Raw genomic sequence first — 24,727 nt, 5'->3', positions numbered from 1 at the left:
ATTTCAAAACTGCCATAAGGAAAAGAGTATAAATTGTATGTAAAAATATTTTTCCCAATGTTATTATTTTATATCGAGTCTTATTTTACATAAAACTACAAATCATTATTTACTGTATTGCCCTTAGTTACGGAAACAATTATACTAGATGTAATTGAAATAAATAATCTGAATATTCTCAGAATTTAAGTTAGACCTTTACTATCTACATATAGAATTAGAAATATGTCCACTAAATTGATTAGAAAACGATAATAACATTAGGAGGATTACGATGCCCCAGCTTGATTCATTACATCCCACTGTAGAAAAAATAATCAATAATATTGAAAAAATAATGGTCGGAAAACGAAAAGAAACAATCTTAGCTTTGACAGCTCTCTTAGCTGAAGGTCATGTGCTATTAGAAGATGTTCCTGGTGTCGGGAAAACAATGCTAGTACGTGCTCTTTCTAAATCCATTGATGCTGATTATAAGCGAATTCAATTTACACCTGATTTATTGCCGTCAGATGTAACAGGAGTTTCTATTTATAATCCGAAAGAGCTCCAATTTGAGTTCAAGCCTGGACCAATTATGGGGAATTTTGTACTTGCTGATGAAATTAATCGTACATCTCCAAAGACACAATCTGCTTTACTTGAATGTATGGAAGAAGGCAATATTACAATAGATGGCATTACAAGACCTTTACCAAAACCGTTCTTTGTCATGGCTACACAAAATCCGGTCGAATATGAAGGAACATATTCTCTACCAGAAGCTCAGCTCGATCGTTCCTTATTGAAACTAAAAATGGGATATCCTACACCAGAGGAAGAATTTGAAATTTTAAACCGGATGGAAAAAACAAATCCACTCTCTCAATTACAAACCATTACTACAATACAAGAATTACTTTATTTACAACAAAGCGTACGGGTAGTAAGTATGGACAAAGCAATTAAGCATTACATTGTAAAGCTTGTTAATCAGACTCGTACGTACAGTTCTATACAGTTAGGTGCAAGTCCACGTGGCTCGATTGCTTTAATGAAAGCTTCACAAGCTTATGCATTTATCCATGGCAGGAATTATGTTATTCCAGACGATGTTAAATTTTTAGCTCCTTACGTTTTAGCACATAGACTCATTCTAAAAATGGAAGCAAAATTTGAAGGAATAACTGGCGAACAAGTTATCGCAAAAATCGTTGCACGAACTACCGTGCCTACTCAAAGGACGATGAACCCTTGATGAAACGAATGCTGCGAGCGCTATATCACGTTATGAAGTTATTGCTACTCCCTTTATGCCTAGTCTTAACATTTATGTACGCTATGTTTCAAGGCGGGTTTGTCAGTTGGTTTTTGTTTTACAGCATAATTCCCATTGCTCTTTATTCGCTACTACTCCCCTTCTACGCTTTACGGGACGCTGAAGTAAAACGAATAACAAACCAAAATGGATATGTAGTAGGAGAACAATTTGTAAGCACGATTACAATAAAAAGAAAACTTCCTTTCCCCTTACTTTATTTAGTTATAGAAGATGAACTGCCACCACAATTTATAAGTTGTAAACAAACAAAGATGAATAAGGTAGTACTCTTCCCAGGATTGAAACGAAATATTTCGTTTCAATATGTTATTGACACAATCCCTAGAGGCGAGCACACTTTTTCAAGCGTTCGTGTCAAAACTGGCGATTTATTCGGTATGATAGAGAAAGAAGTAACTTTTTCAGTTCCAGATACATTTTTAGTCTATCCCCAGTATGTAGATATAGCATATCGACAATTGGAAAATCATTTCGAACAAGGAGCGCTTTCAGCAAATATAAATTCAGCAAAAGACTCTACAATCTCTGTCGGTGTCAGAGACTATAAACCTGGTGATCGCTTTTCATGGATTGATTGGAAAGCAACTGCACGAACAAACAATATTATGACAAAAGAGTTTGAACAGCAGCGCAGCCATAATGTCATGATATTCATAGACAGAACCGAGTCTCCTCTATTCGAATCAGTCGTCACATTTACTGCCTCTATCGTAAGGGCTGTCTTGAAACAAAATTCACCAGCATCATTCGTGTCTATCGGAAAAGAACAAACTATCTTCCCTTTAGACAATGGAGATACGCAGTTACAACAAATCCTTTGTCATTTAGCAAAAGTGCAAGCAGACAGTGTATTCCCGCTCTCCCAGAGTGTAGACATGGAACTAAGAAAAATTTATGAGCCCGTCACGGTTATACTCGTGACCAGTAATCTTTCTCCCGATATTCAAAAGGCGGCTGATTGTGCTGCTATAAAAAATAGAAAATGTATGGTTTTTGTCGTGAAAGAAAAAGCGAATCAACTTTCACACCGAGAAATCAGTATAATAGAAACTCTAAAAAAACGACAAATATTTGTAAACACGGTTTATGAAAACCGGTATACAAACGTGTTTTTTGAGGTGAGCAAATGATAACATTACAAACAAAATACAAGTGGGATACGAACAGATTCTTTATGCATGCATGTGTATTTCTTCTTTTACTAGAATGGCTAAGACCTCTTATAGGCATTACAAATGTAGGTAGATTAGATATTTTCGTAACATTTATAGGAATTTGCTTCGCTCTCTCTTTTTTTCAGACGAGGTGGCAGATTCCAATAAAAATTGTCACAGTCCTATTTATCATTCATTCCCTATATTATAAAAATGCTTTTATAAATCCATCTTGGCTAACAACATTCTTTTCTGATATGTCTCGAAATTCCTCCCTATTTTTCCAAGGGAATTTACTAGATATTTCTCCAGTTTTTCCGACGGTTTTATTTTTTCTCTCATTTTGGTTTTTGAGTTCTTTCACTTCATTTTGGATTATTCATAAAAAACGTGGGTTTCTATTTCTTGTATTGACTATTATTTATATCGCAACTTTTCATAACTTACATTTATACAATGCAAACTACGCTATTATTCGAACTGTTGTCATCGGATTTTTTATGCTTAGTCTTCTTCAAGTAGAACGAATAAAAGAGCGTGAACACTTACAAAATTATGCTAGGGAAATCTCAAAATTACTTAGACCACTTACAATATTTATTGTATTATTAGTAACCATCGCATACTTTGCTCCAAAATTTGGCCCTCAATGGCCAAACCCAATGGATTTTTTAAAATTCAACACATCTGAAGCAAGTAAAGAACAAAAAGTTTCTACAATTGGGTATGGTTTAGATGACTCGCGATTAGGTGGTCCTTTTAAGGCGGATCCTACAATTGTTTTCACAGCACGAACGCAAAACAAACACTATTGGAGAGTAGAAACAAAAGATTTCTATACAGGAAAAGGCTGGGGAATTTCTGAAAATCCGAAAAAGATTTCTTTTAAAAATAAAAACGACGTCGTAAGCTGGTACGAACAAAATACAAAAACGGAAACGACTGAGGCAACAATTACCATGCAAAAAAGTTACCCTCACCTTACCTATCCAGCAGGATTAGTATCAGTTGAGGCTTCTTCTGATGTATCATACAGTGTTGACCCGTTTTCAGAAAAAATTTATACAATGAATGAAGACTCTTCTACTACTTTACATTCGTATAAAGTAACATATGAGATCCCTGAGTTTTCCATAGAAAACTTGAAAGCTGTAAAAACAAATGAAGGTCAAGAAACAAACCCTTATTTTATGACAAAGTACACACAACTTCCCGAGTCATTACCACAGCGTGTAAAAGACTTGGCTGTCAATCTTACAAATGATAAAGACAACCGATATGATAAAGTATTAGCTATTGAAGATTACTTCACAGACAACTCTTTTACATACGAATCAACGAATGTCTTATTCCCTGCCAAAAGCCAAGATTATGTAGATCAATTCCTTTTCGATACAAAAAGCGGCTACTGTAATAATTTTTCGACGTCTATGATTGTACTACTTCGTTCTGCCGGGATTCCTGCTCGCTGGGTAAAAGGCTATACAGAAGGAACTCTTGACAATACACTTGCCTCTGCAGAAGGTGCGGATGTTTATACAATCACGAACGATAACGCACACTCTTGGGTCGAAGTATATTTCCCAGGATACGGATGGATTCCATTCGAACCAACAAAAGGATTTACCAATCCCTATAATTTTATAAATAATACGCCTGCTCCTATTTCACAAAATAGCGAAGCAAATAATTCTAATACCGAGCAAATACAACAACGAAATAATGAAGCAAAACTTAAAAGTTTAATAGAAAATACAGAAGAAGCTTCTACTAAAAAGGTCACAAATTCTAAAACTAGTTTTTCTTGGTGGTACGTATTCCTCTCTACGATACTAATTAGTATTATAGGATACATTCTCTTCACCACTAGAATGAACTGGATGACATTTCTTATTATTCATTTCTATAAATACCGAAAAAATGATGCTGTTTATCAAAAAGCTTACGGTGCACTTTTAAAACAATTTGCGAGAATTGGCATACCACGGAGTGAAAGTCAAACATTCCGAGAATACGCTCTCCATATCGATACACTTTACAACTCGGCCGATATGCAACAACTTACTGCCAGTTATGAGAACGCTATGTATAAACAGGAGCAGGCTGCAGAAGAATGGAAGAAATCTGTACACTTATGGGAAGTGCTTATGAAAAAAGCAGCTTCTCTACCTAAATCAGATGGCTTTGATACAGTTATTTAATCTTGAAAATGTGAGTTTAAAGAAAACGTCTCAAAGAACTACATTGTTCTTTGAGACGTTTTTTAATAAAGTGAAACTCCTAATTATTCTCCAAGCACCTTCTCAATCTCAACCTCTAAATCTACCGGCTTCGTCTGCGGAGCAAAACGCCCTACTACTTTCCCGTCTTTTCCGATTAAAAACTTTGTAAAATTCCATTTCACTGCTTTCATACCAAGTAAACCTGGTGCTTGTTCTGTCATGTATGTATATAGAGGGTGAGCCTTATCACCTTTCACATCAACCTTTGCAAACATCGGGAAGTTTACACCGTAGTTTAATTCACAAAAACTAGTAATGTCCGCTTCTGTACCTGGTTCTTGTCCCCCGAATTGGTTACAAGGAAATCCGAGTATTTCGAGTCCTTGGTCTTTATATTTATCATATACCTCTTGTAATCCTTTATATTGTGGTGTGAAACCACATTTGCTAGCTACATTGACAATAAGAAGTGCTTTTCCTTTGTAATCTTTTAACGATTTTTCTTCACCTGTAATTGTTTTAGCTGAAAAATCATAAACTGTCATTGTCTTTGCCCCTCTCTTCACTATCATTCTATGTTTATACTATACTACATTCGTGAATATACAGCTCTTATTACGTACTTATAAGTTGTAATGATAGCGCTTTATTTCTGTTCGAAAATTCGACACAAACTACTAGACTTTTATGATGGAAAGTTTTACAATTGAATTGTGAACAAAATGTGACAGTTTATATTCCATTATAAAAGAAAAGGATGGTGTTCATTATGAAAACTGCACAACATGAAACGATTTCAAATCGCGAGTTTTATTTCGTACTATATATGATGTTATTGTATGTTACTGGCTGGGTAATCGATGTAAATGGTTTATTCTTAAGCTCCTACTTTAATTTAGCAGGAGAGATTATGCTTCCATTAGTAGGCGGGATTGTTGGACTGTTCATTATGTCTGTTAATAAACAACAAACGAAATAATAATATTACAAAAAGGCAGAAGACGAGCTTCGTTTTCTGCCTTTTTTCTATTTTAGCGTATAATAAAAACATGCAGTATATAAGGAGTGGTAACTATGAAAAAAGTAGAGCAATTATCTTCTCACCTATATCTTATTGATGATTTCGATTTACAGCATAATGAACGAACAGGTACGTACGTTTTATTAGGTGACGATATTACTTTAATTGAAACTTGTGCAGCCCCTTCTCTTCCGTATATTTTAGACGGCTTACAACAATTACATATTGATTTAAACGATGTTAAAAACATTATCGTTACACATGTGCATTTAGATCGCGCTGGCGCAGCTGGTTTAATGATGGAAAAGTGCCCAAATGCTACGTTATATGTGCATTCTCGTGGTGCTCGTCATATGATTGATCCAACAAAACTTATTTTAGGTGCAAAAGCTGTCTACAAAGAAGATTTCGATAAACTCTTTGACCCAATTCTTCCAATTGAAGAAGAACGTGTTCATATTGTACAACATGGTGATATGTTAAAAATTGCAAAAGACCGCACCCTTACATTTTATGATACACCAGGACATGCGAAGCACCATATTAGCATTCACGATTCATTAACAAACGGGATTTTTACTGGTGATACAATTGGAATTTATTATAGAGAACTCGCAGACGTTGATGTAGAGTTATATCTACCATCAACGTCCCCTTCACAATTCCAACCAGATGCGATGATTGCTTCTAAAAATCACATTCAAAGCATGAATGTAGATACTATTTATTTCGGTCATTACGGCGCATCCTCTCATGTTACAGAAGTATACAATCAATTGGAACATTGGCTACCTATTTTCGTTCAGACTGGTAAGGAAGTCTTTGACAAGTATAATGATTTCGATGAAGCGACTAAAGCTTTACAAACTTTGTTAATGGATAAAATCTCTTCTCATCTTACAAAGTTAAACGTTCCATCAGATCATTCCGTTTATAATATTTTACATTTAGATATAGAAATTAGCGCAATGGGCATTATTGATTATTTCACGAAGCAAGAAAAAGCAAACTCCACTATTAACTAACAGTAAAAGAAGAGATATACAACAGTAGTTATTGTATATCTCTTCTTTTTTTGAATATATTTTGAGTAAAGGATGGTGGAATATAATGCAAAAATTGATGCTATACCTCTGCTTCACATTATTTATCGTCTTATTATTATTTGTAGGAGTAAAAATTCAATTTTATTTAGATACAGATGCACAAGTGAACTTTAACGTTTATCCAAGATTATTCTACTTTACACTCTTCCCTCTTATAGTTGGCATTTTATTACGATTCCTTCAATCTATTAATCGCGAAACGAGTAAACAAAACTGGAGCTTTCAACCGGATAAATTTATTGCTATTACAGTGCCTACACTATTCATTTCCTTTTCCCCAGCACTACTCTTTTCACCACTTGCCGAATACCTACCTTATTTAGTTAATATTATTCTAATAAATACAACTTTTGTTACGATTATTAGTTTAATAGCTGGTTATTCCCTTTTAGATTGTTTTATACAAAAGGACAATGCAACGATGAAAAAATATAATTGAATGCTCTATTTAATCGTGCAAGTCAAGGATTGTACTGCCTTGGCTTGTTTTTAGAATACTTATATTCCTGTATAATACAGTTATCGAATAAATTTCGGAGGAATGATACAATGTTTTTTCAATTTTTTCTACTAGCAGTCATTATGTCTTTTATTAGTGGTAGACTCATTGGTACAAAACTAAATCTTTTCAAACAAGCAAGTGCAGCCACTGTAGGTGTTTCACTTACGTCTGCTCTGTATTGGTTTTTATATTTACGTTATCAAGATGAATCGGTTGTCGGTGTTGATAGATATTTTTGGCTAGGAAGCTCATTAATTGTATCGATGCTTTGTTACCTAGTTTTTGAATTATTTGATCCTATTAGACGTGGCGAAATGGATGACGTAGTAACGGAAAGCCGAAATCCTATTTCAAAATTCTTCGCTAAGATTGGTAGACAAAAAAGATATATGCGCGTCTCTTCTATTGCAATAAAACACGGAATGGGAAAATATTTAGCTTTAAAGCGCTCACCAGAAGCAGATCGTAAGCTCGCCACTTCACTTCGAAATACACTAGAAGAATGCGGTGGTGTATTTATTAAATTCGGACAAGTTTTATCAACTCGCTCTGATTTATTACCACCTGTTTTTATTCACGAGTTATCAAACCTTCAGGAAAATGTAACACGTTTATCACAAAAACAAGTTGAAGAAATATTGAAAAAGGAACTACATACACCAAAAGATGAAATCTTCAGCTCCTTTGAAATGGAACCGTTAGCTGCCGCCTCTATTGGCCAAGTACATAAAGCAAAGTTGAAAGAAAACGACCAGGATGTCGTCGTTAAACTACTACGTCCTAATATTTCTGAGACAATTAAACGTGACTTAGATATTTTAATTCACTTTTCTTTATGGATTTCCAACAAATCAACTTGGGCTAAAAATATCGGCTTTCTTGATTTAGCACATGGCTTCTCTATCGCAATGAAAGAAGAAATTGATTTCAAAATTGAGGCTCGTAACTTCGAACAAGTGTCTGATTCACTAAAAAATAGTGAAACGAAAGTAAAAATACCGAAAGTATATAAAAAATACAGTAATTCAAAAATACTTGTGCTTGAATTTTTAGATGGAGTAAGTGTTAAAAGTGGGTCAGCATTATTAAATGAATTACAAATTGATACGAAAAAAGTACAACGGCAACTCTTTGATTGTATTTTAGAGCAAATTTTCTTTAAAGGTATTTTCCATGCAGACCCTCATCCAGGTAATGTGTATATTCTTCGTGATGGCACTCCTGCATTACTTGATTTCGGTTCTGTCGGAAGATTAGGAACCCTACAACAAGATGCATTCAAGCGGCTACTTATTGGCTTTGAGCGCAAAAATTCATATGTCTTGCTTGATGGACTGCTTCAATTAGTTGAAAAGAAACCAAATGTTGATAAAGAAGGATTAGAACAATCTATCAGCCAATTATTAATCCAAAGTACGTACGGCTCTACAAACGGTTCTGAAGAATTTATTCAAGGGTTGTTTCAAATAATCGCTGAGTTTGAATTAGCGTTTTATCCAATGGTTGCAGGGGCTTTCCGCTCTCTAATTACGCTAGAAGGAACGATGCTGCAACTAAATCCCGAATTCAATTTAATGGACGAAGCGAAACGCTTTGCGAAAGATCATGCAGCTAGTTTCATGCCAGTTAACAATTATTCTAGTTTAAAAGAAGCTGCAACAAACGAATTACTCGCTATGTTACCTGCCATGCGACGCATTCCTAGAAAACTAGATGATTTAAGTTCAAAACTAGAAAACGGAGAACTATCCGTTAAGGTTGGCTTTTTCTCTGACGAAACAAATGCATCGTTTATTACTACATTTATCTCACAATTCCTCATTGCGTTTATTGGAACTGCATTTGGTGGGATTTCGGTAGGCGTATTGCATTTAGCAAACAGTGCGACAGAGCCAAATGATCAATTTTTAAGTGTCGTTGGTTACGGTGGTTTATTTATAAGTGCGATATTACTTGTAAGAGTCGCTATTCATGCGGTAAGAAAATTTAAGTAATAATAAAATGAGTATACAATCACGTAGATTGTATACTCATTTTTTATTGTTTACATAATCAATATGTAATAGTTAAACGAAAGAAAGCTTTGAGCTTTTCTACTTATCGCACCTTTTCATCTACATACTCCATAAACTGCTCCGCTTTAATAAATCTTTCTTTGTACGCCTCAGGTACTTCTTCTATTTTTATTGCACCAGTTGATTTTGTCTTCACTCGTACTATTTCATGTGTCATTAAAGCTTCCATATAGCGATCAAACTCTTCTTGCGTTAATACTTCTTTACTAGATTTATGACCATTTAATTTATCAAAGTATGGTTGAAGGCCCATACTTACCTTTTTCATTTCTTCTCTTTTTGCTGGTGATAATCCATCATAATCTATATTACCATTCGAATCTCCGTACGCAAGCTTTGCATTTGTTAATTTTTTTAGTTCTTTTGTAAACTCCTCATATTCCTTCGTGTCCATTTCATCTTTCGCTTCTGATAACTTTGCATTAAAACGCATATACGCTTCTAACGTCATCGCTCCGGCGTGTTTTTTTAAATTCTCAAAAGATCCGTATATACCATCCGCCATAATAGATTGATATGTAAAACCGGTCGTAGGGATTAAAAATGCTGCTGCAAGCACTCCGGCGATAAGACGTTTCTTCACCTTATTTCCCCCGCGATTCATTTTGATTTGAACAATTACTTTTTCTTTTAACTCCGGCGGGGCAACAATCCCCTTCGCTTCTTCTCGTATAGATTCTCTAACTCTACAATCTAAACTCATTTCACATTCCCTACCTCTCCTAAAAAGATTTCTTCTACTTGCTCTTTTTGACGTAGTTTCTTTAATGCCGCATGAATTCTAGACTTCACTGTACCAATTGGAATATGTAATATTTGTGCTACTTCTTCTTGTGAATATTCGTGTAAGTATCTTAAGATAATAACTTGTTTCAATTTATACGGTAATTTATGAATGAGTTCGATTAGTTTTTGGTTTGATATTTTACTTACAACATCGTTAGAAAAATCAATTTGCACTGGCTTTCTTTGCTCTTCTGCTTTTTTTATAATTCGTAGTCGCATCCACCTCTTTCTTCTATAAGAATGAATTTGTTTAATCGCAAGCCCAATTAGCGAAGGGCGAAATGGCTTCTCGCTATCATATTTACGAAGCGATTCATATAGCTGTATGTATACTTCTTGAACGACATCATCTACATCCGTTTTATCTTCAATTAAAAAATGTGCTGTTTTATATACTTCTTGAATCGTTACATCATACAATTCGCTATACGCTTCTTTATTTCCTGATAAAGTTAATCGAATTAAATGTGCGTAATCTATTTCAGCCTTCATATTCCAGCCCTCCTTTGTCTTACACTATATATTGGCAAGTAATTCATATTTCGTTCGATTTTTCCGAAAAAATTTTTTATATAAATTAATATTATGATCCGATGAGTTCATAAGCTTCACTTATAACCACGCATAACTATTATATAATTTTCCAATTTCTGATAAAGATTTAAAATGATTTATATAGTCAAATTTAGGAGGATATATGATGAAAGCTATCGTTGTAACGTCGTTCGGTGGTCCTGAAGTGATGAAATATACAGATTTGGATATACCGGCTATTTCAGAAGATCAAGTTTTAATTCGCGTTGTTGCTACTAGTGTAAATTTCGCTGATATTAAATCACGTTATGGCAAAAAAGGAGATAAAGCACTACCTTTTATTCCAGGAATAGATGCAACTGGTATTGTAGAACGCGTCGGTTCTCATGTGAAAAATATTCAACCTGGACAGCGTGTCATTGCTTTTCCTCAAAATGGATCTTACGCAGAGTACGTTGTTTCAAATGAAAATCTCACTTTCGTTTTACCCCATGAAGTCGACTTTCAAACTGCAGCTGCTTGTCCGATCGTATCTTTCACAAGCTATAATTTACTCGTGAATGTTGCAAGGCTTCAACAAAATGAATCCGTGCTGATTCATGCAGCTGCTGGCGGAATTGGTACTACCGCGATTCAACTTGCAAAACGATTAGGGGCTGGAACAGTTATCGGTACTGTCGGAAGTGAAACGAAAAAAGAAATCGTTTTAGATGCTGGAGCTGATTATGTAATTTGTCATCAAACTGAAGATTTTGTAGAGAAAGTCAATGAGCTGACAAACGGAGAAGGAGTGAATATTATTTTGGACTCTATTTCTGGAACTGTTTCTGAAAGAAGTTTAAACTGCCTTGCTTATTACGGTCGCCTCGTTCATTTCGGTAATGCTAGCGGTGAAATTGGTAACTTTCAAACGAAAGATTTACATGCAAGTTGCCGCTCTATACTCGGTTTTAGCTTTGGAACCACACGAAAAAAGCGTCCTGAACTGCTCCAAGAAACTGCAAATGAAGTTTTCCGTTATTTGCGTGACGGACGTTTACAAATTAAGGCTACGAAATCTTTTCCACTTCAAGATGCAGGGAAAGCACATGAATGGGTCGAAAGTAGAAAAAGTACAGGGAAAGTAATACTAACTGTTCAGTCCTCTTCCTGAAATGAATACTGGAAACAGAGGTGGCATTCATGGGATCACGAATTATGCATGTTATTATCGCTAACGGTATTGCTGAGAAACTATCTATTCACGATAAGACTTCTTTCTTACTTGGAGCTGTAGCCCCTGATGCTGTTCATTCAAAAAAAGAAAAAGGAACCTCACATTTTTATGCCGGTACAACGAAGAACTATACGAGAAGAATAGATTATGATTCATTTTTTCATAAATATGAATCACATATAGATTCCCCATTTGTTTTAGGCTATTATACCCATCTCATTGCCGATGATAATTGGCTAAGTGGATTTTTTCTACCTTGGCTAAAAAATAGAATAGAGAATGACGAAACTATCGCACCCCTGTACTATAACGATTTTAAATTGTTAAATGCAAAGTTGCTTCATCATTACGATCAAGAACAACAGCTTTTCTCTCTTCTCAATCAAGAGGCTCACATTGTGGATATTGAAGAGGTTTCTAAAGAAAACGTTTTAGCTTTTCGAAAGTATCTTTTTGAAGATATGTTGTATCCAAAGCAACATTTGCATGAAGACTTACAAGTATTTACGTTTGACCAAATCGTTGGCTATATTGAGACAGCGATTGAAAAAGGAGTATTTTTTATTAAACAACTCTCTAATGAAAAATCCACTTCAAAAATTTAATCCCCCTCAAATATATTTGAGGGGGATTTTCACATAGCAATATTATTATTGGTTCTTCTCCATAACCGCAAAATAATTCCCTTCGCTATCAGCAAAGTTAAACACTTTACCAGAAGGCATAGTTACCATTTCTCCAACAGTAATATTTTTATTTGTTAAATCTGTATATAATTGATCAAGATTTTCTGAGAAGAACATTAAGGACGGTGTACCAAGATTCAATTCTGGGCTCATTTTAGAAATAACTTCTTTATTATGTAATATAATGCTCGTTTCTGCACCGTTAGTCGGAGCAATTTCAATCCATCTCATTCCTTGCTTGTTATCTTCCTCTGCTACTACATGAAACCCTACCTTTTCCGTCCAAAAATTTACTGCCTCATCTTGATTATTTACATATAACATAATTTGTCCTACTTTATGGATCATTACATTTCCCCCTAATGGTTTTTATATTCTATGTAGCTTTCTACAAATACTATCGTTATTCCTTTTGAGTTGGTATGTACTTCTTTGCAAAATTTATCGACTGACTCATCCCATCCAGTTCATCAAAATAATCATTTCTTTCAATCATGTTATATCCGTCGAATCCAATTTTATCTAATACTTTGAAGAATATATCGAAATCTACTTCACCATTCCCTGCTGCGACTTCAATATACTTACTTGAACTATCGCTTTTCACCTTTGTACAATCTTTAATATGAGTTTGTACTATATAATCTTTTAGTAGTAACAAACCTTCTCCCGGATTTTCATTTACATCACTTATTAAATTTGCTGGGTCAAAGTTAACAGCTAGTCCTTTCGAGTTTGCAGTTTCTAAAAATCGTTTTAATACTATTGCTTTTTCAGATCCCGTCTCAATGGCGAAGAATCCTCCAAATCTGAACGCTAAGTCCCCTATTTCATTACAAACACGTAGCATTTTATCATAGTAGGCACTTTTTTCATCATCTGGAACTTTTCCCATATGAGCTGTTATGATCTTTGCCCCAAGCCCCAAACCTCTGTCAGTAATATATTTAAACTGATCTATTGCACTCTCAGCTTCTATTCCCATAATTCCATTTTCTCCAAAACTAATTGCTAATGATGGAATCTTTATTCCATTAAAAGATAAGCTTTTCTTTAAAGCATTCCATTCTACCATTGAGATATTAGCTAAGTTAAAGTTTTTATTCATAGCATATAATTGAATATATTCTAAATCCCATTCCCTTGCTTTTTGTATTCCTTCGTTTACTTCAATATGTTTCGTATTTAAAAACATTCCTAATTTCCTATCCATATGTGTACCTTCTTTTTATTATTTCGTGTCAGTTTAATATTCGACTTTTTTTATATTATTTCCTCGTATAAACCAAATAAATAAACTACCCTTTTTTCGATACTCCCAGTAGAAGCATATATATGATAGGCACATTAAAAACACTAATACAATTCCCATTATCGCTTGTTTACAAACAAAAAAGACGTAACTACAAATAGTTACGCCTTCCCTATCATTTATCTAGGCTTTTTCTTCCCAGTAAATGCTGGTTTCTTTTTCTTTGGTGCTTTCGGTTTCGTTTCTACAAATGATCCCTTGAACATTTCTTGCTTCGTAAATACGATGCCTAGTTTTTTCGCAAATTGTAGTAATTTACGCTCTTCTTGTGGTGTTACAAGAGACACGACAGTTCCTTCTTTACCCATACGTCCAATACGTCCTGAGCGGTGAATATATTGGTCTACTGTGTCTGGTAACTCTAAATGAATTACGTGTGTTAAATCGTCAATATCGATACCGCGTGCTGCAATATCAGTAGCAAGTAGAATTTCTAATTTCCCTCCGCGGAAAGCACGCATTGTCGCTTCACGCTCTTGTTTACTTGCTTCTGCATGAAGAGCCGCTGCTTTCATTTTACGGAATTTCAATTTCTCAGTAATTTCATCTAAACGGAATGGGTCGTTTAAGAACGCAACTGCTTTTACATCGCCCATATGCATAATTCTTCTTACGTAATCATTTTTTTCGCGTCGCTCACAAATGATATACGTATGCTCAACTAAGCTTTTTGATTCTGCACGTGTTACACGTACTAATTGTGGTTCCACTGCTAAATCACGTGCCGCATCTTCTGCCGCTTTTGTCATTGTCGCCGAGAAGAATACTAATTGACGATCGCGCATCGTTGATTTAATTACATCTTGCACTGCGCCCATCATTTTTTGCTTTACAATTTGATCAAACTCATCAAATACAATTGTTTTTACTTCATGCATTTTTAGCTTTTTCATACGAATTAATTCTAAAATACGGCCTGGTGAACCGACAATTACTCTTGGGTGTTTCTTTAATTTTTCAACTTGGCGCTTAATATCTGCACCACCAATTAAAGATGCACCTGAAATTTCAGTTCCTGCTGTAAACTTTTGAACCTCTTCATGAATTTGCATTACAAGTTCACGTGTTGGCGCTAAAACAACAACTTGTGGCTGTTTTACTTCAGGATTAATTTTATGTAAAAGGGGTAATAAGTACGCTAATGTTTTTCCTGTTCCAGTTGGAGATTCAGCTATAACGTCTTGTCCTTCTAAAATAGTTGGAATCGCTTGTTTTTGAATTTCAGTTAACTCTTTAAAACCAGCCTTCTCCCAAGCTTGTTGTAAAAATGGTTGCATATCTTTTATCATTTGTTTTTCTCCTTTATCTCTATTTTTGAAGAAAATGCTGTATTGTTCGCACCGTTTCTATCATGTGTGAAATAACAGCTATTAAATCATCAACATGGTCTTCTGTAATCGCTTTTTGAAATAGAACCTCTACCTTATTATGATATGAAATCGCTTGCTTATTATATTCGTATGAAACTTTCTGCATAATCATTCTTTCTTTTCCCCATATAGAACGCATTAATGTTTCAATTTCTTCGCATTTTACTTCTGGTTGTTCTAACGGGAATGAAAATGCTAGCTTCATCTCACAACCTGGTGTAAACTGAGGCACTTCTAGTATTTCACCAGACAAGTTCTTTGCATCCACAGATAATGAAAATGTTGCTTCTACTAATGGTTCAAACGGTTCTGTTAATTGAAATGAGATATGATATATGCGACTTAATGAAGCAAGATCCATCATATCTTTTCGATCTGTTACAAGAATATCTCCATGTAGATCAAAATCATACACAGCACCTTCTACGATTACTTTTAAATTGTCAAAAGCAGTTGGATCAAACATAATTTCCTCCAAAAAACAGGCGCCTTTCGATGGAAAGGCGCCACTTGATGTATATATAGTTTACAGATAAACGAGATGAATTACAACCTTTTAGAATAAACCTACTGCTTTTCCATCTTCATTTACATCCATTTGAAGTGCTGCTGGCTGTTTTGGAAGACCTGGCATTGTTAACATTGTACCTGTTAACGCAACGATAAAGCCTGCACCGATAGATGGTTTTAGCTCACGAATTGTAACGATAAAGTCAGATGGACGACCTAATTTTGTTGCATCGTCAGAAAGAGAGTATTGTGTTTTCGCCATACAAACTGGTAGATTACTCCAACCTTCTCCTTCATATTGAGCTAATTGCTTACGTGCTTTCGGAGCAAATTCAATATCTTTTGCGCCATATACTTTTTGAGCAATTGTACGAATTTTTTCTTCTAATGGTAATTCTAATTCATAAAGTGGTGCGTAGTTGTTTTCACCTTTTTCGATTTCTTTTAGTACTTTTTCAGCAAGGTCAACTCCGCCTTGGCCACCTTTCTCCCAAACTTCTGTTAAGGATACTGCATAGCCACGCTCATTACACCACTCTTGTAAGTATGTAACTTCTGCATCTGTATCTGTAATGAATTTATTAATTGCAATTACGAAAGGCACACCGAAGCTTTGAATTGTTTCAACATGCTTCTGTAAGTTTTCCATACCTTTTGCTAATGCATCTACATTTTCTTCTTTTAATTGATCTTTTGCAACGCCGCCATGCATTTTAAGCGCACGAATCGTCGCAACAATAACAACTGCTTCTGGTTTAATGCCAGCTGCACGAGCTTTAATATCTAAAAACTTCTCAGCGCCTAAATCAGCACCGAATCCAGCCTCTGTAATAACATAATCACCTAATTTTGCTGCCATTGTTGTAGCGATAACACTGTTACAACCGTGAGCGATATTCGCAAATGGTCCGCCATGAATGATAGCTGGTGTATTTTCTAACGTTTGTACTAAGTTCGGCTTTAATGCGTCTTTTAATAATAGTGTTAACGCACCTTCTACACCTAAATCTTTAACCGTTACAGGTTGATTTGCAAAGTTATAAGCAACTACGATGCGAGATAGACGCGCTTTTAAGTCTTGAATATCTGTTGCAAGGCAGAATACGGCCATAATTTCAGATGCTACTGTAATGTCAAAACCGTCTTCACGTGGTACACCTTGTACAGGTCCACCAAGACCAATTACTACGTTACGAAGGGCACGATCATTTAAGTCAACACAGCGTTTCCAAACGATTTTACGCGTATCAATTCCAAGTGTGTTTCCTTGTTGGATATCATTATCAATAAACGCTGCTAATGCGTTATTGGCAGTTGTGATCGCATGGATATCTCCAGTAAAGTGAAGGTTAATGTCTTCCATTGGTACGACTTGTGAAAAACCGCCACCTGCTGCTCCACCTTTTAATCCCATCGTCGGTCCAAGAGATGGTTCACGAAGTGCAATTACTGTTTTCTTACCAATTTTGTTAAAAGCTTGACCTAAACCAACTGTTACTGTTGATTTACCTTCTCCAGCTGGAGTTGGGTTAATCGCTGTTACTAAAACAACTTTACCGTCTTTCTCATCTTGTAAGCGCTTAAAAATATCAAGAGATAACTTACCTTTATAATGCCCGTATGGCTCTAATTCATCTTCTAAAATATTTAAATCAGCTGCAATTTCTTGAATCTTCTTCATACTCGCTTCTTGTGCGATTTCAATATCGGATTTCACTGTTGTAGTAGTTGTCATATACCCTAGTCCCCCTTTAATTGGTTCTGATGATATTGTATCAGTTTTTTGTATTTTCTGCACTTATTTACCTCCTAAAAATTCTTTCATTTCTTTATACGTTTTTTAACATAAATACCCATAAGAATGTTAACGATTGTTGTAACTCTGTAGGTAGTTGACCTAACATCTTCTCATTTACTCCGCGCTTATATACGCCGATGCCATCTATAACTTTAAAACCTTGTTCTTTCGCTAACTGTTCAAATTCCCAAGGCATCATCGTATTACAAACAACGTCTTTTCCATACAAGCGAGGATAACTGTTCTCTCGTGGCTTTGCTGTCGGCCCTAAAATTGCAATACATGCATATCCATCTTTCTTTAACACACGCTTTATTTCATTTAACGCTCGTAATGGCTCTTCCGTCCATTCTAAAGAATTAATTGCCATAATTGATTCAAATTGCTCATTTTCAAATGGTAATGCAGAAAGATCTCCTTTTATAAAAGATAAATTTGGTCCTTCTCCGCGCTCCTTACCTTTTTGAATCATCACTTCCGATAAATCTACTCCCACTGCTTTATAGCCTGCGCGACTTAATTTATATGTACCGTACCCATCACCACAACCAACATCGAGCACTTGTGCTTCTTTCTTCACGTATTGTTCAAAAAACGGAATAATTGTACTTCTGCTACCACTGTCCCACATCTCTTGACTATTTTGATTCCAAAACTCTGCGCTACTATCCCATTTCTTTTCTGCTGATTCATGCCAATTAAATTTCGTCATACATTCCCCTACCTTCACGCTTTATCACTCATTTCATTCTACATCATTTTCCAAAATTCCTGTTTTATCTTCATAAGGAGATATACATGCTAATGAAGGAATCTTTATTCTCCAATTTTTGCTTTACTTGGGTTTAACTCATACTCATGTTCTTCTCTTTATGAAAGATACTATAGGTACACCCAATTGAAAGAGAGGGATGTACATGCGAAGAAAGAGAAATCATCATTTTAAAAGTGGTGAAAAAAACGAAGAGTATGCAGCTGAAATATCACCAGCTGGCATTCCAATTAGACATAAGCGTAAAGAAATTGCAAATGAGATAGAAGGTACAAATACCGGTGCAATGGTAGGCTATGTCGCTTTATTTCTTTCGTTATTCTCCATTGCTTTTTATCCAGTTACGCTCGGCTCCCTAGCAATTTTAGTTGGCCTATTAGCTGTCAATTTCGGAGCAAGAACACTTGGATATACAGCAATTGGTTTTGGTAGTTTTTCTGTTTTATTCACTTTATTTTATCCGCTTGCTTTGTCAGCGTTTTAAAAAAACACACCAAGTCATACTTGGTGTGTTCATTCATGATACAACATAATATGGCCGCATCCACAACAATGTTTCGCTGTAATTTCTTGAAACACTGGATAATTTTCTTCATCTCGATGCTCAATAAATACTTTTTCAAATCGATACATGTTTGGTGCATATGCCCAATCTTGTTTCGTACGTGCATATAACGTTGAGGAAAAAAACTCCTCACCGCCACAAACGATACATGTGTTCTTCATCAATACCCCTCCTATGCTTGTCTTACTTCATCTATATGAACATAAGCATAAAAAAAAGACCTTCTATTACTAGAAAGTCTTCTCTGAAACAAAAAGAAATGTACCAAACATTCCTACTCCGCTATATTCTTTTGAGACACCAGCTTCTGTTTTAAATGTTTGCTTTACAGTCATAAAGAATACACCATTTCGTGCATCTGTACTTTCAAATTGTAGTTTTTCTTTTTTACCATCTACATTTTGCGTGCATTCAAAACTACTCTCATTACAATTCAACGCATACTTATCCTGTACATACACTTTAAAATCTGATTCTTTCGGACAAGTTATAAGTAATATTGCCACGAGAATAATACTTATAATACCCACAATTGTATAATATTTCTTCATTTGTACTCCTTTCAAATGACAAGAAAACTTGACTTCATACGCCAAGTTTTCTTAGTCAACAACCCATTGCCACTCTTGTTCTTTCTTATCAAAAATGAGCCAACCTGTTTCTGTTGCTTCCTCTTTCAATTCATCGATATTATCTAACACCTCATCCGTACTTTCATACGAACCAACTACATATACCGGAATTTCAAGACCTCTTCTTGACTCAATCTTCCCTGCTAGATCTATGTAAAGACCATCTTCCATGAGTGGAATAAGTCCCATAATCAATTCTTTTGAAATCGCTGGGAAAATTTTTGATTTTTGGAAGAAAGAAAAACGTTTCTTACCGAAAGCACCGAGTTTATACGGAATGACTTTACTTAACATTCCTACAAAATCAGCAATTCTACGATAATACACTTTGTTGTACCATCCGTCATCATGTGAAAAATAAACAAATCTATTTTTCAACAGCGGAAAGAATGTTCTTGCAAGTGGTTCTTTTTTGTGAGCCAAATATAATAATTCTGCAATTTCTTTCGGCTCTAATTCATCTAAATCGCTTGCATCATCAAAATCTACCCAACAAAATTCATCAAATTCATCAATCTCTGCTTGAATTAACTTATGTATATTTTCTTCCTCAACATATTCAAATAAAGTATGATAATGAAAATCCGTCCATTCAAAGTTGTGCTTTAAAAGCAACACTTGATGAAGCGGTGAAGGGATGTTACTCGCAAACTCTTTAAACGTAATTCCTGATGTAATAAAACAATGACCTCGACGATTACCATTAATATATATCATATTCTTTACTTGGTCAGATCCTCCAGACAAAGCACCTAGCCACCTTCGTTTTATATGTTTCAATTCTATAGCATATTTTAACATGAAAAATTTTAGAAACATAGAAAAAACTTCAAAAACTATTTACAATTTCATGTGTTTTATTACATAGTGATTACAAGAAAAAACGCCTGCTCATAAGCAGGCGTTTTTAAAGGATTTCATCAGGGTTTTGAGGATGATGATTTCCCTCTTTCTTTTCTTCTTTTTGGAACATCGATTGAATTTTATCAATTGTTTGTGGAGCTAATTCAATCATTTTTTCTGCTAAATGTGTCGCATTTTGTAGATGTAGAATATTTACTCCATCTTTATTCACCACAAGAAATGCTACTGGTGTAATCGAAACACCACCCGCGCTACCGCCACCAAATGCAGGGTTACCGTTCGCTCTTTGTCCATCATTCGTTTGGAAATCAGAACCTCCTGCTCCAAAACCGAACGCTACTTTAGAAACAGTTAACACCACACCACCGTCAGCCGTTTGAACAGGCTCTCCAACAATCGTATTTACATCAACCATTTCTTTTAAATTTTCCATTGCTGCTTTCATTAACCCTTGAATTGGATGATCCACCGTTCATAACCTCCTTTGTCATATCTTTCCTAGTTTTTCCGAAAGTTTGTGAACTAAACATAAAATTTTATATTGATTTCAAAAAACTCAAGTTATAATATTTAGAAAAATAAAAAAAGAGGTCGATTCGTTATGATGCGAAAATTAACAAAGAAAGATCATGAACAAGTATTCGCTTATCTAAAAGAAGAAGCAGCCCTTAACTTGTTTATTATTGGAGATATTGAAGCTTTCGGTTATGACACAGATTTTCAAGAATTATGGGGGAGTATTTAAAGAGAATGGAACATTAAAATCAATTCTACTCCGATTCCACGATTCATTTATACCCTATAGTAAAGAAGAATTTATTACCACTGATTATGAGGCACTTCTTTCCGCATATAAGCCACTTAAACTCTCTGGTAAGTCAACTATCGTAGAACAATTTGAAACTGCTTCAAATATACAACTAGGTACTAAAAATGAAATGTATTTTTGCGAATGTCTAAATGACAACAACTTACCTAGCACACCAATTCATGAAACAATTAAACTTGCCTCACTAGATGATATAGAGCGAATTATGAAATTACGAAGTGACATCGCTGAATTTCCGACTACCAATGAATCAGAGAAAATATTAAGGCAGGCTATCGAAACAAATACAGGACGCACATACTATATTGAAAAAGATGGCGTGATCATCGCATCCGCCTCTACTTCCGCTGAAAATTCATTATCCGCTATGGTAGTTGGTGTATGTACACACCCGAATTATCGCGGAAATGGTTACGCTTCACTCATATTACAAAAAATGATCCAAGACTTTACGAAAGAAGACCGAACACTTTGTTTATTTTATAACAATCCAGCTGCTGGACGAATTTATAAACGACTAGGATTTAAAGACATTGGAATGTGGACGATGTATCGATAATAAGAAGTACTCTATAAGAGGAAATAGTTGTAACTTAGTAATACAAGCAAATTACAAAATAACTCACACCGTTATTATGAAGATGGAGAAACTACTTGTAAAGCCGTGCCCCTAACTAAAACATGTCATGTATTCAAACTAAATTTAGACAGATAAACGCCCCAATTGTTGCATCTACTCCAGCAATTGAGGCTACCTGTTTATTCTCAAATTCTTTCCGCTACAAATAGGAATATTTATGAAAGATTTATCTCACTTATGTCACTATTATCTTTACGTGCAAATGCCCTTCTTAATATTACTGCTTCTTATTATACTTTACTTTAAAATCAATATATTCCTGTCTCGCATCCTGATTATTACCTTGCTGACTATCAAAATATGTGTGTATCTGTGATATATATTTTACTAACTTGCCTTCATCATTTCTCTTCTTATAATTCATTACGATACTTACTTGTAATATCTGCTCTAAGCCATTTTTAGAATCTATATGCAATGCGATTGATCCACCACCATATTCATCATATTGTATTTTCAAGTTATCATTAATAATGCCCTGAAAATCTGATTCAGTTAATTTGTATCCAACAGTACTAGGTTGATCAAACTTTTTTATATCACCTTTGGGCTTCATCTTTAGTTTCCCTATTCCTTTTAAACGATCTACAATTAAGTTCACGTATGAAACATCTAGATTTGAATCCGGACTTTGCACCTTTTCATTTTTATACATAATATTTGTACTATAATTAACTTCTTCTTTATAATTTTTATTATCTACTTCCGAGGTAATTTCTTGTGTTGTATTTCCATATAAACTTTTATCTTTCGTATTATATATGCCTTTCGAAGTTTGATAGATTGTTTTACTGTGCTCTCCATCTTCCTTTTGCTCATATGTACTATATATACCTCTTTGTTTCACATACGCATATCCATCATCACTCGCAGACATAACCGTTTTCATGTCACCTTCATCCAAAGCTTTGACAAATGGCTCATACTCTATCTTTTCTTCAAAAAAGCTACATGCTTGTAGTAGGCTGATTGTTATTATGATAGTAATCATTTTAGAAACCCTTTTTTTGTTCATTTCATCATCACACTACCCACTCTATATTTTCAATTAGATAACCTACTAATCACTTTTATCACCTTACATAAGTAAATTTTCTTTTCGTAGTTCAAATACTCTCCTATAAATTATTACTTTTTCATCATCAAAACTTACAATACACACTTTCTTTATGCCTTACGTTTCGATTTACTTTTTTTATTTTTCTTTTGATATCTTGGAGTTTCTCTTTTATGTTGCTCCCACGTTTTATTAAATGACGGAAATTTAAACCTGCAATATGCTAATAGCTGAAATTCAGCTGCTCCTATGGCTATCGTATACATTAAAACAGTTCCTATTACATATCCAATAAAAGTGTCAAACGCATAATCATTATGAAAATAAATCAAAATAAGAAGGATTAATGCGTATATTGAAGCCACTTTCATCATAGTTCCTTTTGTTTTACTAAAAAAGGATACGGATCTTTCATCCATACTAAACGCACCTTCACTTGCCAATTTAAATGTATCTATTGTTGTTACAATATGAAAAATTACTGCTCCTAAATATAGCAAACATACATAATTCAATGTACTACGATCCATTGAATTATTAGCTATTTCAGAAACAACTAAAACTGTAAGTAATATAGTAGCCATTTGAAGTGCGTATAATAATACAACAAGTGTTTGTAGCTTTTGAAATTTAAATTGAGCTTTTGGAAATAAATATAGAATGAAAAAAATTACTTGCAGAGCATATAACAACACTTCTAGCTTAACGATTCCTATATTAAGGAGAACCATACAGTACTCCCAACCACCTGATACAATAATAGAAAAAACGGCTATTGAACTATAAAGTATTCCTCCAAACATAAATCCTGTAGCCCCCTCAGGACTTAAACGATCATTACATGTCATCCTAAACTTATATAAATCTTCTTCTTTTATATTCCACATCCTGGCTCTTCACCTTCTATATGTTTCAATTATTTTGCGCGCACTAAAATTCTATTAATATTTTATTTATTTTTCGTTTTGAATTTCTTATTTCGCTTTCGAATTCTCCCACGCATTCTCTCATTCTCTTCCCATGACATATGAAATGACTTGAATTTAAATCTACAATACATTAATAGCTGAAATTCAGCTGCACCGACAGCAATTGTATACATTAATACAGTACCTACCACATAAAGGACTAAGACATCGAACGCATAATTAGTATGAAAATAAATCAAAACAAGAAGGGTTAGTGTATATAGTGTAGCCCACTTCATCACATTCCCTTTTGTTTTACTAAAAAATGAGGTAGATCTTTCATCCTTACTGAACGCACCTTCACTCGCTTGTTTAAACGTATCGATAGTTGTCACAATGTGAACAATGACTGCTCCTAGGAATAACATACCTACATATATTAATGTAATTCTGTCAATTGAATCCTCAGAAATCCCAGGAAGAATCAACGCTGTGAATGTTATTGTACCTAATTGAAATGCATATAATATTACAACGAGCGTTTGTAACTTTTGAAATTTATAACGTGCTTTTGGAAATGAATATAGAATTAAAAAGATGAATTGTAAGCTATATAAAACAATTTCAATTTTAACAATTGTTTTGTCAAAGAAAGTATTATAATACTCCAAGCCCCCCATAAAAATAAAAAACATAAATACTGAAGTATAAACTATCCCTCCAATAAAGAAAACCATAGCACCCTCAGGGCTTAAACGATCTTTACATGTCATCCTAAACTTATATAAATCTTCTTCTTTTATATTCCACACCCTGACATTTCCCCTTCTATACAGTTTAAATAATT

26 protein-coding genes and 1 pseudogene are annotated in these 24,727 nt (G+C 34.6%); 11 read left to right on the top strand and 16 right to left on the bottom strand.

What is annotated here, in order from left to right:
• The first annotated feature begins 274 nt into the window (after nucleotides 1-274).
• The 3 genes from AC3WVZ_RS09390 to AC3WVZ_RS09380 are packed head-to-tail and all read left to right on the top strand — an operon-like array spanning nucleotide 275 to nucleotide 4,676.
• On the top strand, nucleotides 275-1,237 hold the full coding sequence (locus tag AC3WVZ_RS09390) for an AAA family ATPase (protein WP_233936308.1): 963 nt from the start codon (nucleotides 275-277) through the stop codon (nucleotides 1,235-1,237).
• Complete coding sequence (locus AC3WVZ_RS09385; protein WP_000827536.1) at nucleotides 1,237-2,451, top strand: DUF58 domain-containing protein; 1,215 nt, start codon at nucleotides 1,237-1,239, stop codon at nucleotides 2,449-2,451. The genes AC3WVZ_RS09390 and AC3WVZ_RS09385 overlap by 1 nt, the downstream gene beginning before the upstream one ends.
• Entirely contained in the window at nucleotides 2,448-4,676 is a 2,229-nt protein-coding gene (locus AC3WVZ_RS09380) for a transglutaminase TgpA family protein (RefSeq protein ID WP_233936307.1), read from the top strand. Before AC3WVZ_RS09385 ends, AC3WVZ_RS09380 begins: the two co-directional genes overlap by 4 nt.
• Before the next feature lie 83 nt (nucleotides 4,677-4,759).
• On the opposite strand, the gene bsaA is transcribed toward AC3WVZ_RS09380, so the two are convergent.
• A complete protein-coding gene (bsaA, locus tag AC3WVZ_RS09375) occupies nucleotides 4,760-5,242 on the bottom strand; it encodes a glutathione peroxidase (RefSeq protein WP_000219440.1) in 483 nt (160 codons plus the stop codon).
• Between the two features lie 224 nt (nucleotides 5,243-5,466).
• On the opposite strand from bsaA, the gene AC3WVZ_RS09370 reads away from it, so the two are divergent.
• The 4 genes from AC3WVZ_RS09370 to AC3WVZ_RS09355 all read left to right on the top strand — a co-directional run bounded on the left by AC3WVZ_RS09370 (nucleotide 5,467) and on the right by AC3WVZ_RS09355 (nucleotide 9,320).
• Nucleotides 5,467-5,676: a DUF3925 domain-containing protein gene (locus AC3WVZ_RS09370; protein WP_000844985.1), complete on the top strand. Its 210-nt coding sequence runs from the start codon at nucleotides 5,467-5,469 to the stop codon at nucleotides 5,674-5,676.
• Nucleotides 5,677-5,771: 95 nt separating this feature from the next.
• Nucleotides 5,772-6,743 carry an MBL fold metallo-hydrolase gene (locus tag AC3WVZ_RS09365; protein WP_233936306.1) on the top strand — a complete coding sequence of 324 codons (972 nt, stop codon included), beginning with the start codon at nucleotides 5,772-5,774 and terminating at the stop codon, nucleotides 6,741-6,743.
• A gap of 85 nt (nucleotides 6,744-6,828) precedes the next feature.
• The gene (locus AC3WVZ_RS09360) at nucleotides 6,829-7,263 is read left to right on the top strand and encodes a hypothetical protein (protein WP_001170914.1); all 435 of its coding nucleotides are present in this window, start codon (nucleotides 6,829-6,831) and stop codon (nucleotides 7,261-7,263) included.
• A 110-nt stretch (nucleotides 7,264-7,373) separates the two neighbouring features.
• Nucleotides 7,374-9,320 carry an ABC1 kinase family protein gene (locus AC3WVZ_RS09355; RefSeq protein WP_000466006.1) on the top strand — a complete coding sequence of 649 codons (1,947 nt, stop codon included), beginning with the start codon at nucleotides 7,374-7,376 and terminating at the stop codon, nucleotides 9,318-9,320.
• Nucleotides 9,321-9,423: 103 nt separating this feature from the next.
• On the opposite strand, the gene AC3WVZ_RS09350 is transcribed toward AC3WVZ_RS09355, so the two are convergent.
• On the bottom strand, nucleotides 9,424-10,104 hold the full coding sequence (locus AC3WVZ_RS09350; protein ID WP_000050701.1) for a DUF3600 domain-containing protein: 681 nt from the start codon (nucleotides 10,102-10,104) through the stop codon (nucleotides 9,424-9,426).
• On the bottom strand, nucleotides 10,101-10,679 hold the full coding sequence (locus AC3WVZ_RS09345) for a sigma-70 family RNA polymerase sigma factor (RefSeq protein WP_233936305.1): 579 nt from the start codon (nucleotides 10,677-10,679) through the stop codon (nucleotides 10,101-10,103). The genes AC3WVZ_RS09350 and AC3WVZ_RS09345 overlap by 4 nt, the downstream gene beginning before the upstream one ends.
• Before the next feature lie 208 nt (nucleotides 10,680-10,887).
• Between AC3WVZ_RS09345 and AC3WVZ_RS09340 the strand changes: the two genes are divergently transcribed.
• Together AC3WVZ_RS09340 and AC3WVZ_RS09335 are read left to right on the top strand one after the other, a co-directional pair.
• Nucleotides 10,888-11,874 (top strand): quinone oxidoreductase family protein, encoded by a 987-nt coding sequence (locus AC3WVZ_RS09340; protein WP_000644629.1) that lies wholly within the window; start codon nucleotides 10,888-10,890, stop codon nucleotides 11,872-11,874.
• Nucleotides 11,875-11,903: 29 nt separating this feature from the next.
• Nucleotides 11,904-12,542 carry a hydrolase gene (locus AC3WVZ_RS09335; RefSeq protein WP_065211624.1) on the top strand — a complete coding sequence of 213 codons (639 nt, stop codon included), beginning with the start codon at nucleotides 11,904-11,906 and terminating at the stop codon, nucleotides 12,540-12,542.
• Nucleotides 12,543-12,587: 45 nt separating this feature from the next.
• On the opposite strand, the gene AC3WVZ_RS09330 is transcribed toward AC3WVZ_RS09335, so the two are convergent.
• The 6 genes from AC3WVZ_RS09330 to AC3WVZ_RS09305 all read right to left on the bottom strand — a co-directional run bounded on the left by AC3WVZ_RS09330 (nucleotide 12,588) and on the right by AC3WVZ_RS09305 (nucleotide 18,325).
• The gene (locus AC3WVZ_RS09330) at nucleotides 12,588-12,971 is read right to left on the bottom strand and encodes a VOC family protein (protein WP_072770259.1); all 384 of its coding nucleotides are present in this window, start codon (nucleotides 12,969-12,971) and stop codon (nucleotides 12,588-12,590) included.
• Nucleotides 12,972-13,026: 55 nt separating this feature from the next.
• Complete coding sequence (locus AC3WVZ_RS09325; RefSeq protein WP_000375204.1) at nucleotides 13,027-13,836, bottom strand: sugar phosphate isomerase/epimerase family protein; 810 nt, start codon at nucleotides 13,834-13,836, stop codon at nucleotides 13,027-13,029.
• A 218-nt stretch (nucleotides 13,837-14,054) separates the two neighbouring features.
• A complete protein-coding gene (locus AC3WVZ_RS09320; RefSeq protein ID WP_233936304.1) occupies nucleotides 14,055-15,224 on the bottom strand; it encodes a DEAD/DEAH box helicase in 1,170 nt (389 codons plus the stop codon).
• 19 nt (nucleotides 15,225-15,243) lie between these two features.
• Nucleotides 15,244-15,771 (bottom strand): hypothetical protein, encoded by a 528-nt coding sequence (locus AC3WVZ_RS09315; protein WP_000460219.1) that lies wholly within the window; start codon nucleotides 15,769-15,771, stop codon nucleotides 15,244-15,246.
• A 90-nt stretch (nucleotides 15,772-15,861) separates the two neighbouring features.
• Nucleotides 15,862-17,550: a formate--tetrahydrofolate ligase gene (locus AC3WVZ_RS09310; protein ID WP_345743021.1), complete on the bottom strand. Its 1,689-nt coding sequence runs from the start codon at nucleotides 17,548-17,550 to the stop codon at nucleotides 15,862-15,864.
• A 94-nt stretch (nucleotides 17,551-17,644) separates the two neighbouring features.
• Nucleotides 17,645-18,325 carry a class I SAM-dependent methyltransferase gene (locus tag AC3WVZ_RS09305; protein WP_000160043.1) on the bottom strand — a complete coding sequence of 227 codons (681 nt, stop codon included), beginning with the start codon at nucleotides 18,323-18,325 and terminating at the stop codon, nucleotides 17,645-17,647.
• 205 nt (nucleotides 18,326-18,530) lie between these two features.
• On the opposite strand from AC3WVZ_RS09305, the gene AC3WVZ_RS09300 reads away from it, so the two are divergent.
• Nucleotides 18,531-18,869, top strand: coding sequence for a hypothetical protein (locus AC3WVZ_RS09300; RefSeq protein ID WP_001253200.1), 339 nt, complete (start codon nucleotides 18,531-18,533; stop codon nucleotides 18,867-18,869).
• 29 nt (nucleotides 18,870-18,898) lie between these two features.
• Here AC3WVZ_RS09300 and AC3WVZ_RS09295 read toward each other — a convergent pair whose 3' ends face one another.
• The 4 genes from AC3WVZ_RS09295 to ytfJ form a co-directional block, all read right to left on the bottom strand.
• Nucleotides 18,899-19,111: a hypothetical protein gene (locus tag AC3WVZ_RS09295; protein ID WP_000798747.1), complete on the bottom strand. Its 213-nt coding sequence runs from the start codon at nucleotides 19,109-19,111 to the stop codon at nucleotides 18,899-18,901.
• A gap of 69 nt (nucleotides 19,112-19,180) precedes the next feature.
• On the bottom strand, nucleotides 19,181-19,501 hold the full coding sequence (locus tag AC3WVZ_RS09290) for a hypothetical protein (RefSeq protein WP_000761174.1): 321 nt from the start codon (nucleotides 19,499-19,501) through the stop codon (nucleotides 19,181-19,183).
• Nucleotides 19,502-19,552: 51 nt separating this feature from the next.
• Nucleotides 19,553-20,329 carry an oxalate:formate antiporter gene (locus AC3WVZ_RS09285; RefSeq protein WP_000014087.1) on the bottom strand — a complete coding sequence of 259 codons (777 nt, stop codon included), beginning with the start codon at nucleotides 20,327-20,329 and terminating at the stop codon, nucleotides 19,553-19,555.
• Nucleotides 20,330-20,489: 160 nt separating this feature from the next.
• Nucleotides 20,490-20,915 (bottom strand): GerW family sporulation protein, encoded by a 426-nt coding sequence (gene ytfJ, locus AC3WVZ_RS09280; protein ID WP_000349991.1) that lies wholly within the window; start codon nucleotides 20,913-20,915, stop codon nucleotides 20,490-20,492.
• Between the two features lie 132 nt (nucleotides 20,916-21,047).
• Between ytfJ and AC3WVZ_RS09275 the strand changes: the two are divergent.
• Nucleotides 21,048-21,834, top strand: a pseudogene (locus tag AC3WVZ_RS09275) (GNAT family N-acetyltransferase).
• A 298-nt stretch (nucleotides 21,835-22,132) separates the two neighbouring features.
• Here AC3WVZ_RS09275 and AC3WVZ_RS09270 read toward each other — a convergent pair.
• From AC3WVZ_RS09270 to AC3WVZ_RS09260, 3 genes are all read right to left on the bottom strand, one after another.
• Nucleotides 22,133-22,906 (bottom strand): DUF3952 domain-containing protein, encoded by a 774-nt coding sequence (locus AC3WVZ_RS09270; RefSeq protein WP_065211626.1) that lies wholly within the window; start codon nucleotides 22,904-22,906, stop codon nucleotides 22,133-22,135.
• A gap of 176 nt (nucleotides 22,907-23,082) precedes the next feature.
• Nucleotides 23,083-23,859, bottom strand: coding sequence for a hypothetical protein (locus tag AC3WVZ_RS09265; protein ID WP_065211627.1), 777 nt, complete (start codon nucleotides 23,857-23,859; stop codon nucleotides 23,083-23,085).
• A 62-nt stretch (nucleotides 23,860-23,921) separates the two neighbouring features.
• Nucleotides 23,922-24,692 (bottom strand): hypothetical protein, encoded by a 771-nt coding sequence (locus tag AC3WVZ_RS09260; protein WP_000267165.1) that lies wholly within the window; start codon nucleotides 24,690-24,692, stop codon nucleotides 23,922-23,924.
• Nucleotides 24,693-24,727 lie beyond the last annotated feature (35 nt).

This window comes from Bacillus sp. CPT56D-587-MTF (assembly GCF_058792335.1).
This window is presented reverse-complemented; position numbering and strand designations above follow the sequence as displayed.

Bases quoted from the DNA above. Each gene is read 5' to 3' on its own strand.
- AC3WVZ_RS09320 (WP_233936304.1), bottom strand. From the start codon at position 15,224: ATGATAAAAGATATGCAACCATTTTTACAACAAGCTTGGGAGAAGGCT.
- AC3WVZ_RS09310 (WP_345743021.1), bottom strand. From the start codon at position 17,550: ATGACAACTACTACAACAGTGAAATCCGATATTGAAATCGCACAAGAA.
- AC3WVZ_RS09290 (WP_000761174.1), bottom strand. From the start codon at position 19,501: ATGAAGAAATATTATACAATTGTGGGTATTATAAGTATTATTCTCGTG.
- AC3WVZ_RS09330 (WP_072770259.1), bottom strand. From the start codon at position 12,971: ATGATCCATAAAGTAGGACAAATTATGTTATATGTAAATAATCAAGAT.
- AC3WVZ_RS09325 (WP_000375204.1), bottom strand. From the start codon at position 13,836: ATGGATAGGAAATTAGGAATGTTTTTAAATACGAAACATATTGAAGTA.
- AC3WVZ_RS09390 (WP_233936308.1), top strand. From the start codon at position 275: ATGCCCCAGCTTGATTCATTACATCCCACTGTAGAAAAAATAATCAAT.
- AC3WVZ_RS09265 (WP_065211627.1), bottom strand. From the start codon at position 23,859: ATGTGGAATATAAAAGAAGAAGATTTATATAAGTTTAGGATGACATGT.
- AC3WVZ_RS09385 (WP_000827536.1), top strand. From the start codon at position 1,237: ATGAAACGAATGCTGCGAGCGCTATATCACGTTATGAAGTTATTGCTA.
- AC3WVZ_RS09270 (WP_065211626.1), bottom strand. From the start codon at position 22,906: ATGATTACTATCATAATAACAATCAGCCTACTACAAGCATGTAGCTTT.
- AC3WVZ_RS09350 (WP_000050701.1), bottom strand. From the start codon at position 10,104: ATGAGTTTAGATTGTAGAGTTAGAGAATCTATACGAGAAGAAGCGAAG.
- AC3WVZ_RS09380 (WP_233936307.1), top strand. From the start codon at position 2,448: ATGATAACATTACAAACAAAATACAAGTGGGATACGAACAGATTCTTT.
- AC3WVZ_RS09345 (WP_233936305.1), bottom strand. From the start codon at position 10,679: ATGAAGGCTGAAATAGATTACGCACATTTAATTCGATTAACTTTATCA.
- AC3WVZ_RS09335 (WP_065211624.1), top strand. From the start codon at position 11,904: ATGGGATCACGAATTATGCATGTTATTATCGCTAACGGTATTGCTGAG.
- AC3WVZ_RS09365 (WP_233936306.1), top strand. From the start codon at position 5,772: ATGAAAAAAGTAGAGCAATTATCTTCTCACCTATATCTTATTGATGAT.
- AC3WVZ_RS09315 (WP_000460219.1), bottom strand. From the start codon at position 15,771: ATGTTTGATCCAACTGCTTTTGACAATTTAAAAGTAATCGTAGAAGGT.
- AC3WVZ_RS09360 (WP_001170914.1), top strand. From the start codon at position 6,829: ATGCAAAAATTGATGCTATACCTCTGCTTCACATTATTTATCGTCTTA.
- AC3WVZ_RS09305 (WP_000160043.1), bottom strand. From the start codon at position 18,325: ATGACGAAATTTAATTGGCATGAATCAGCAGAAAAGAAATGGGATAGT.
- AC3WVZ_RS09355 (WP_000466006.1), top strand. From the start codon at position 7,374: ATGTTTTTTCAATTTTTTCTACTAGCAGTCATTATGTCTTTTATTAGT.
- bsaA (WP_000219440.1), bottom strand. From the start codon at position 5,242: ATGACAGTTTATGATTTTTCAGCTAAAACAATTACAGGTGAAGAAAAA.
- AC3WVZ_RS09295 (WP_000798747.1), bottom strand. From the start codon at position 19,111: ATGAAGAACACATGTATCGTTTGTGGCGGTGAGGAGTTTTTTTCCTCA.
- AC3WVZ_RS09340 (WP_000644629.1), top strand. From the start codon at position 10,888: ATGAAAGCTATCGTTGTAACGTCGTTCGGTGGTCCTGAAGTGATGAAA.
- AC3WVZ_RS09300 (WP_001253200.1), top strand. From the start codon at position 18,531: ATGCGAAGAAAGAGAAATCATCATTTTAAAAGTGGTGAAAAAAACGAA.
- AC3WVZ_RS09370 (WP_000844985.1), top strand. From the start codon at position 5,467: ATGAAAACTGCACAACATGAAACGATTTCAAATCGCGAGTTTTATTTC.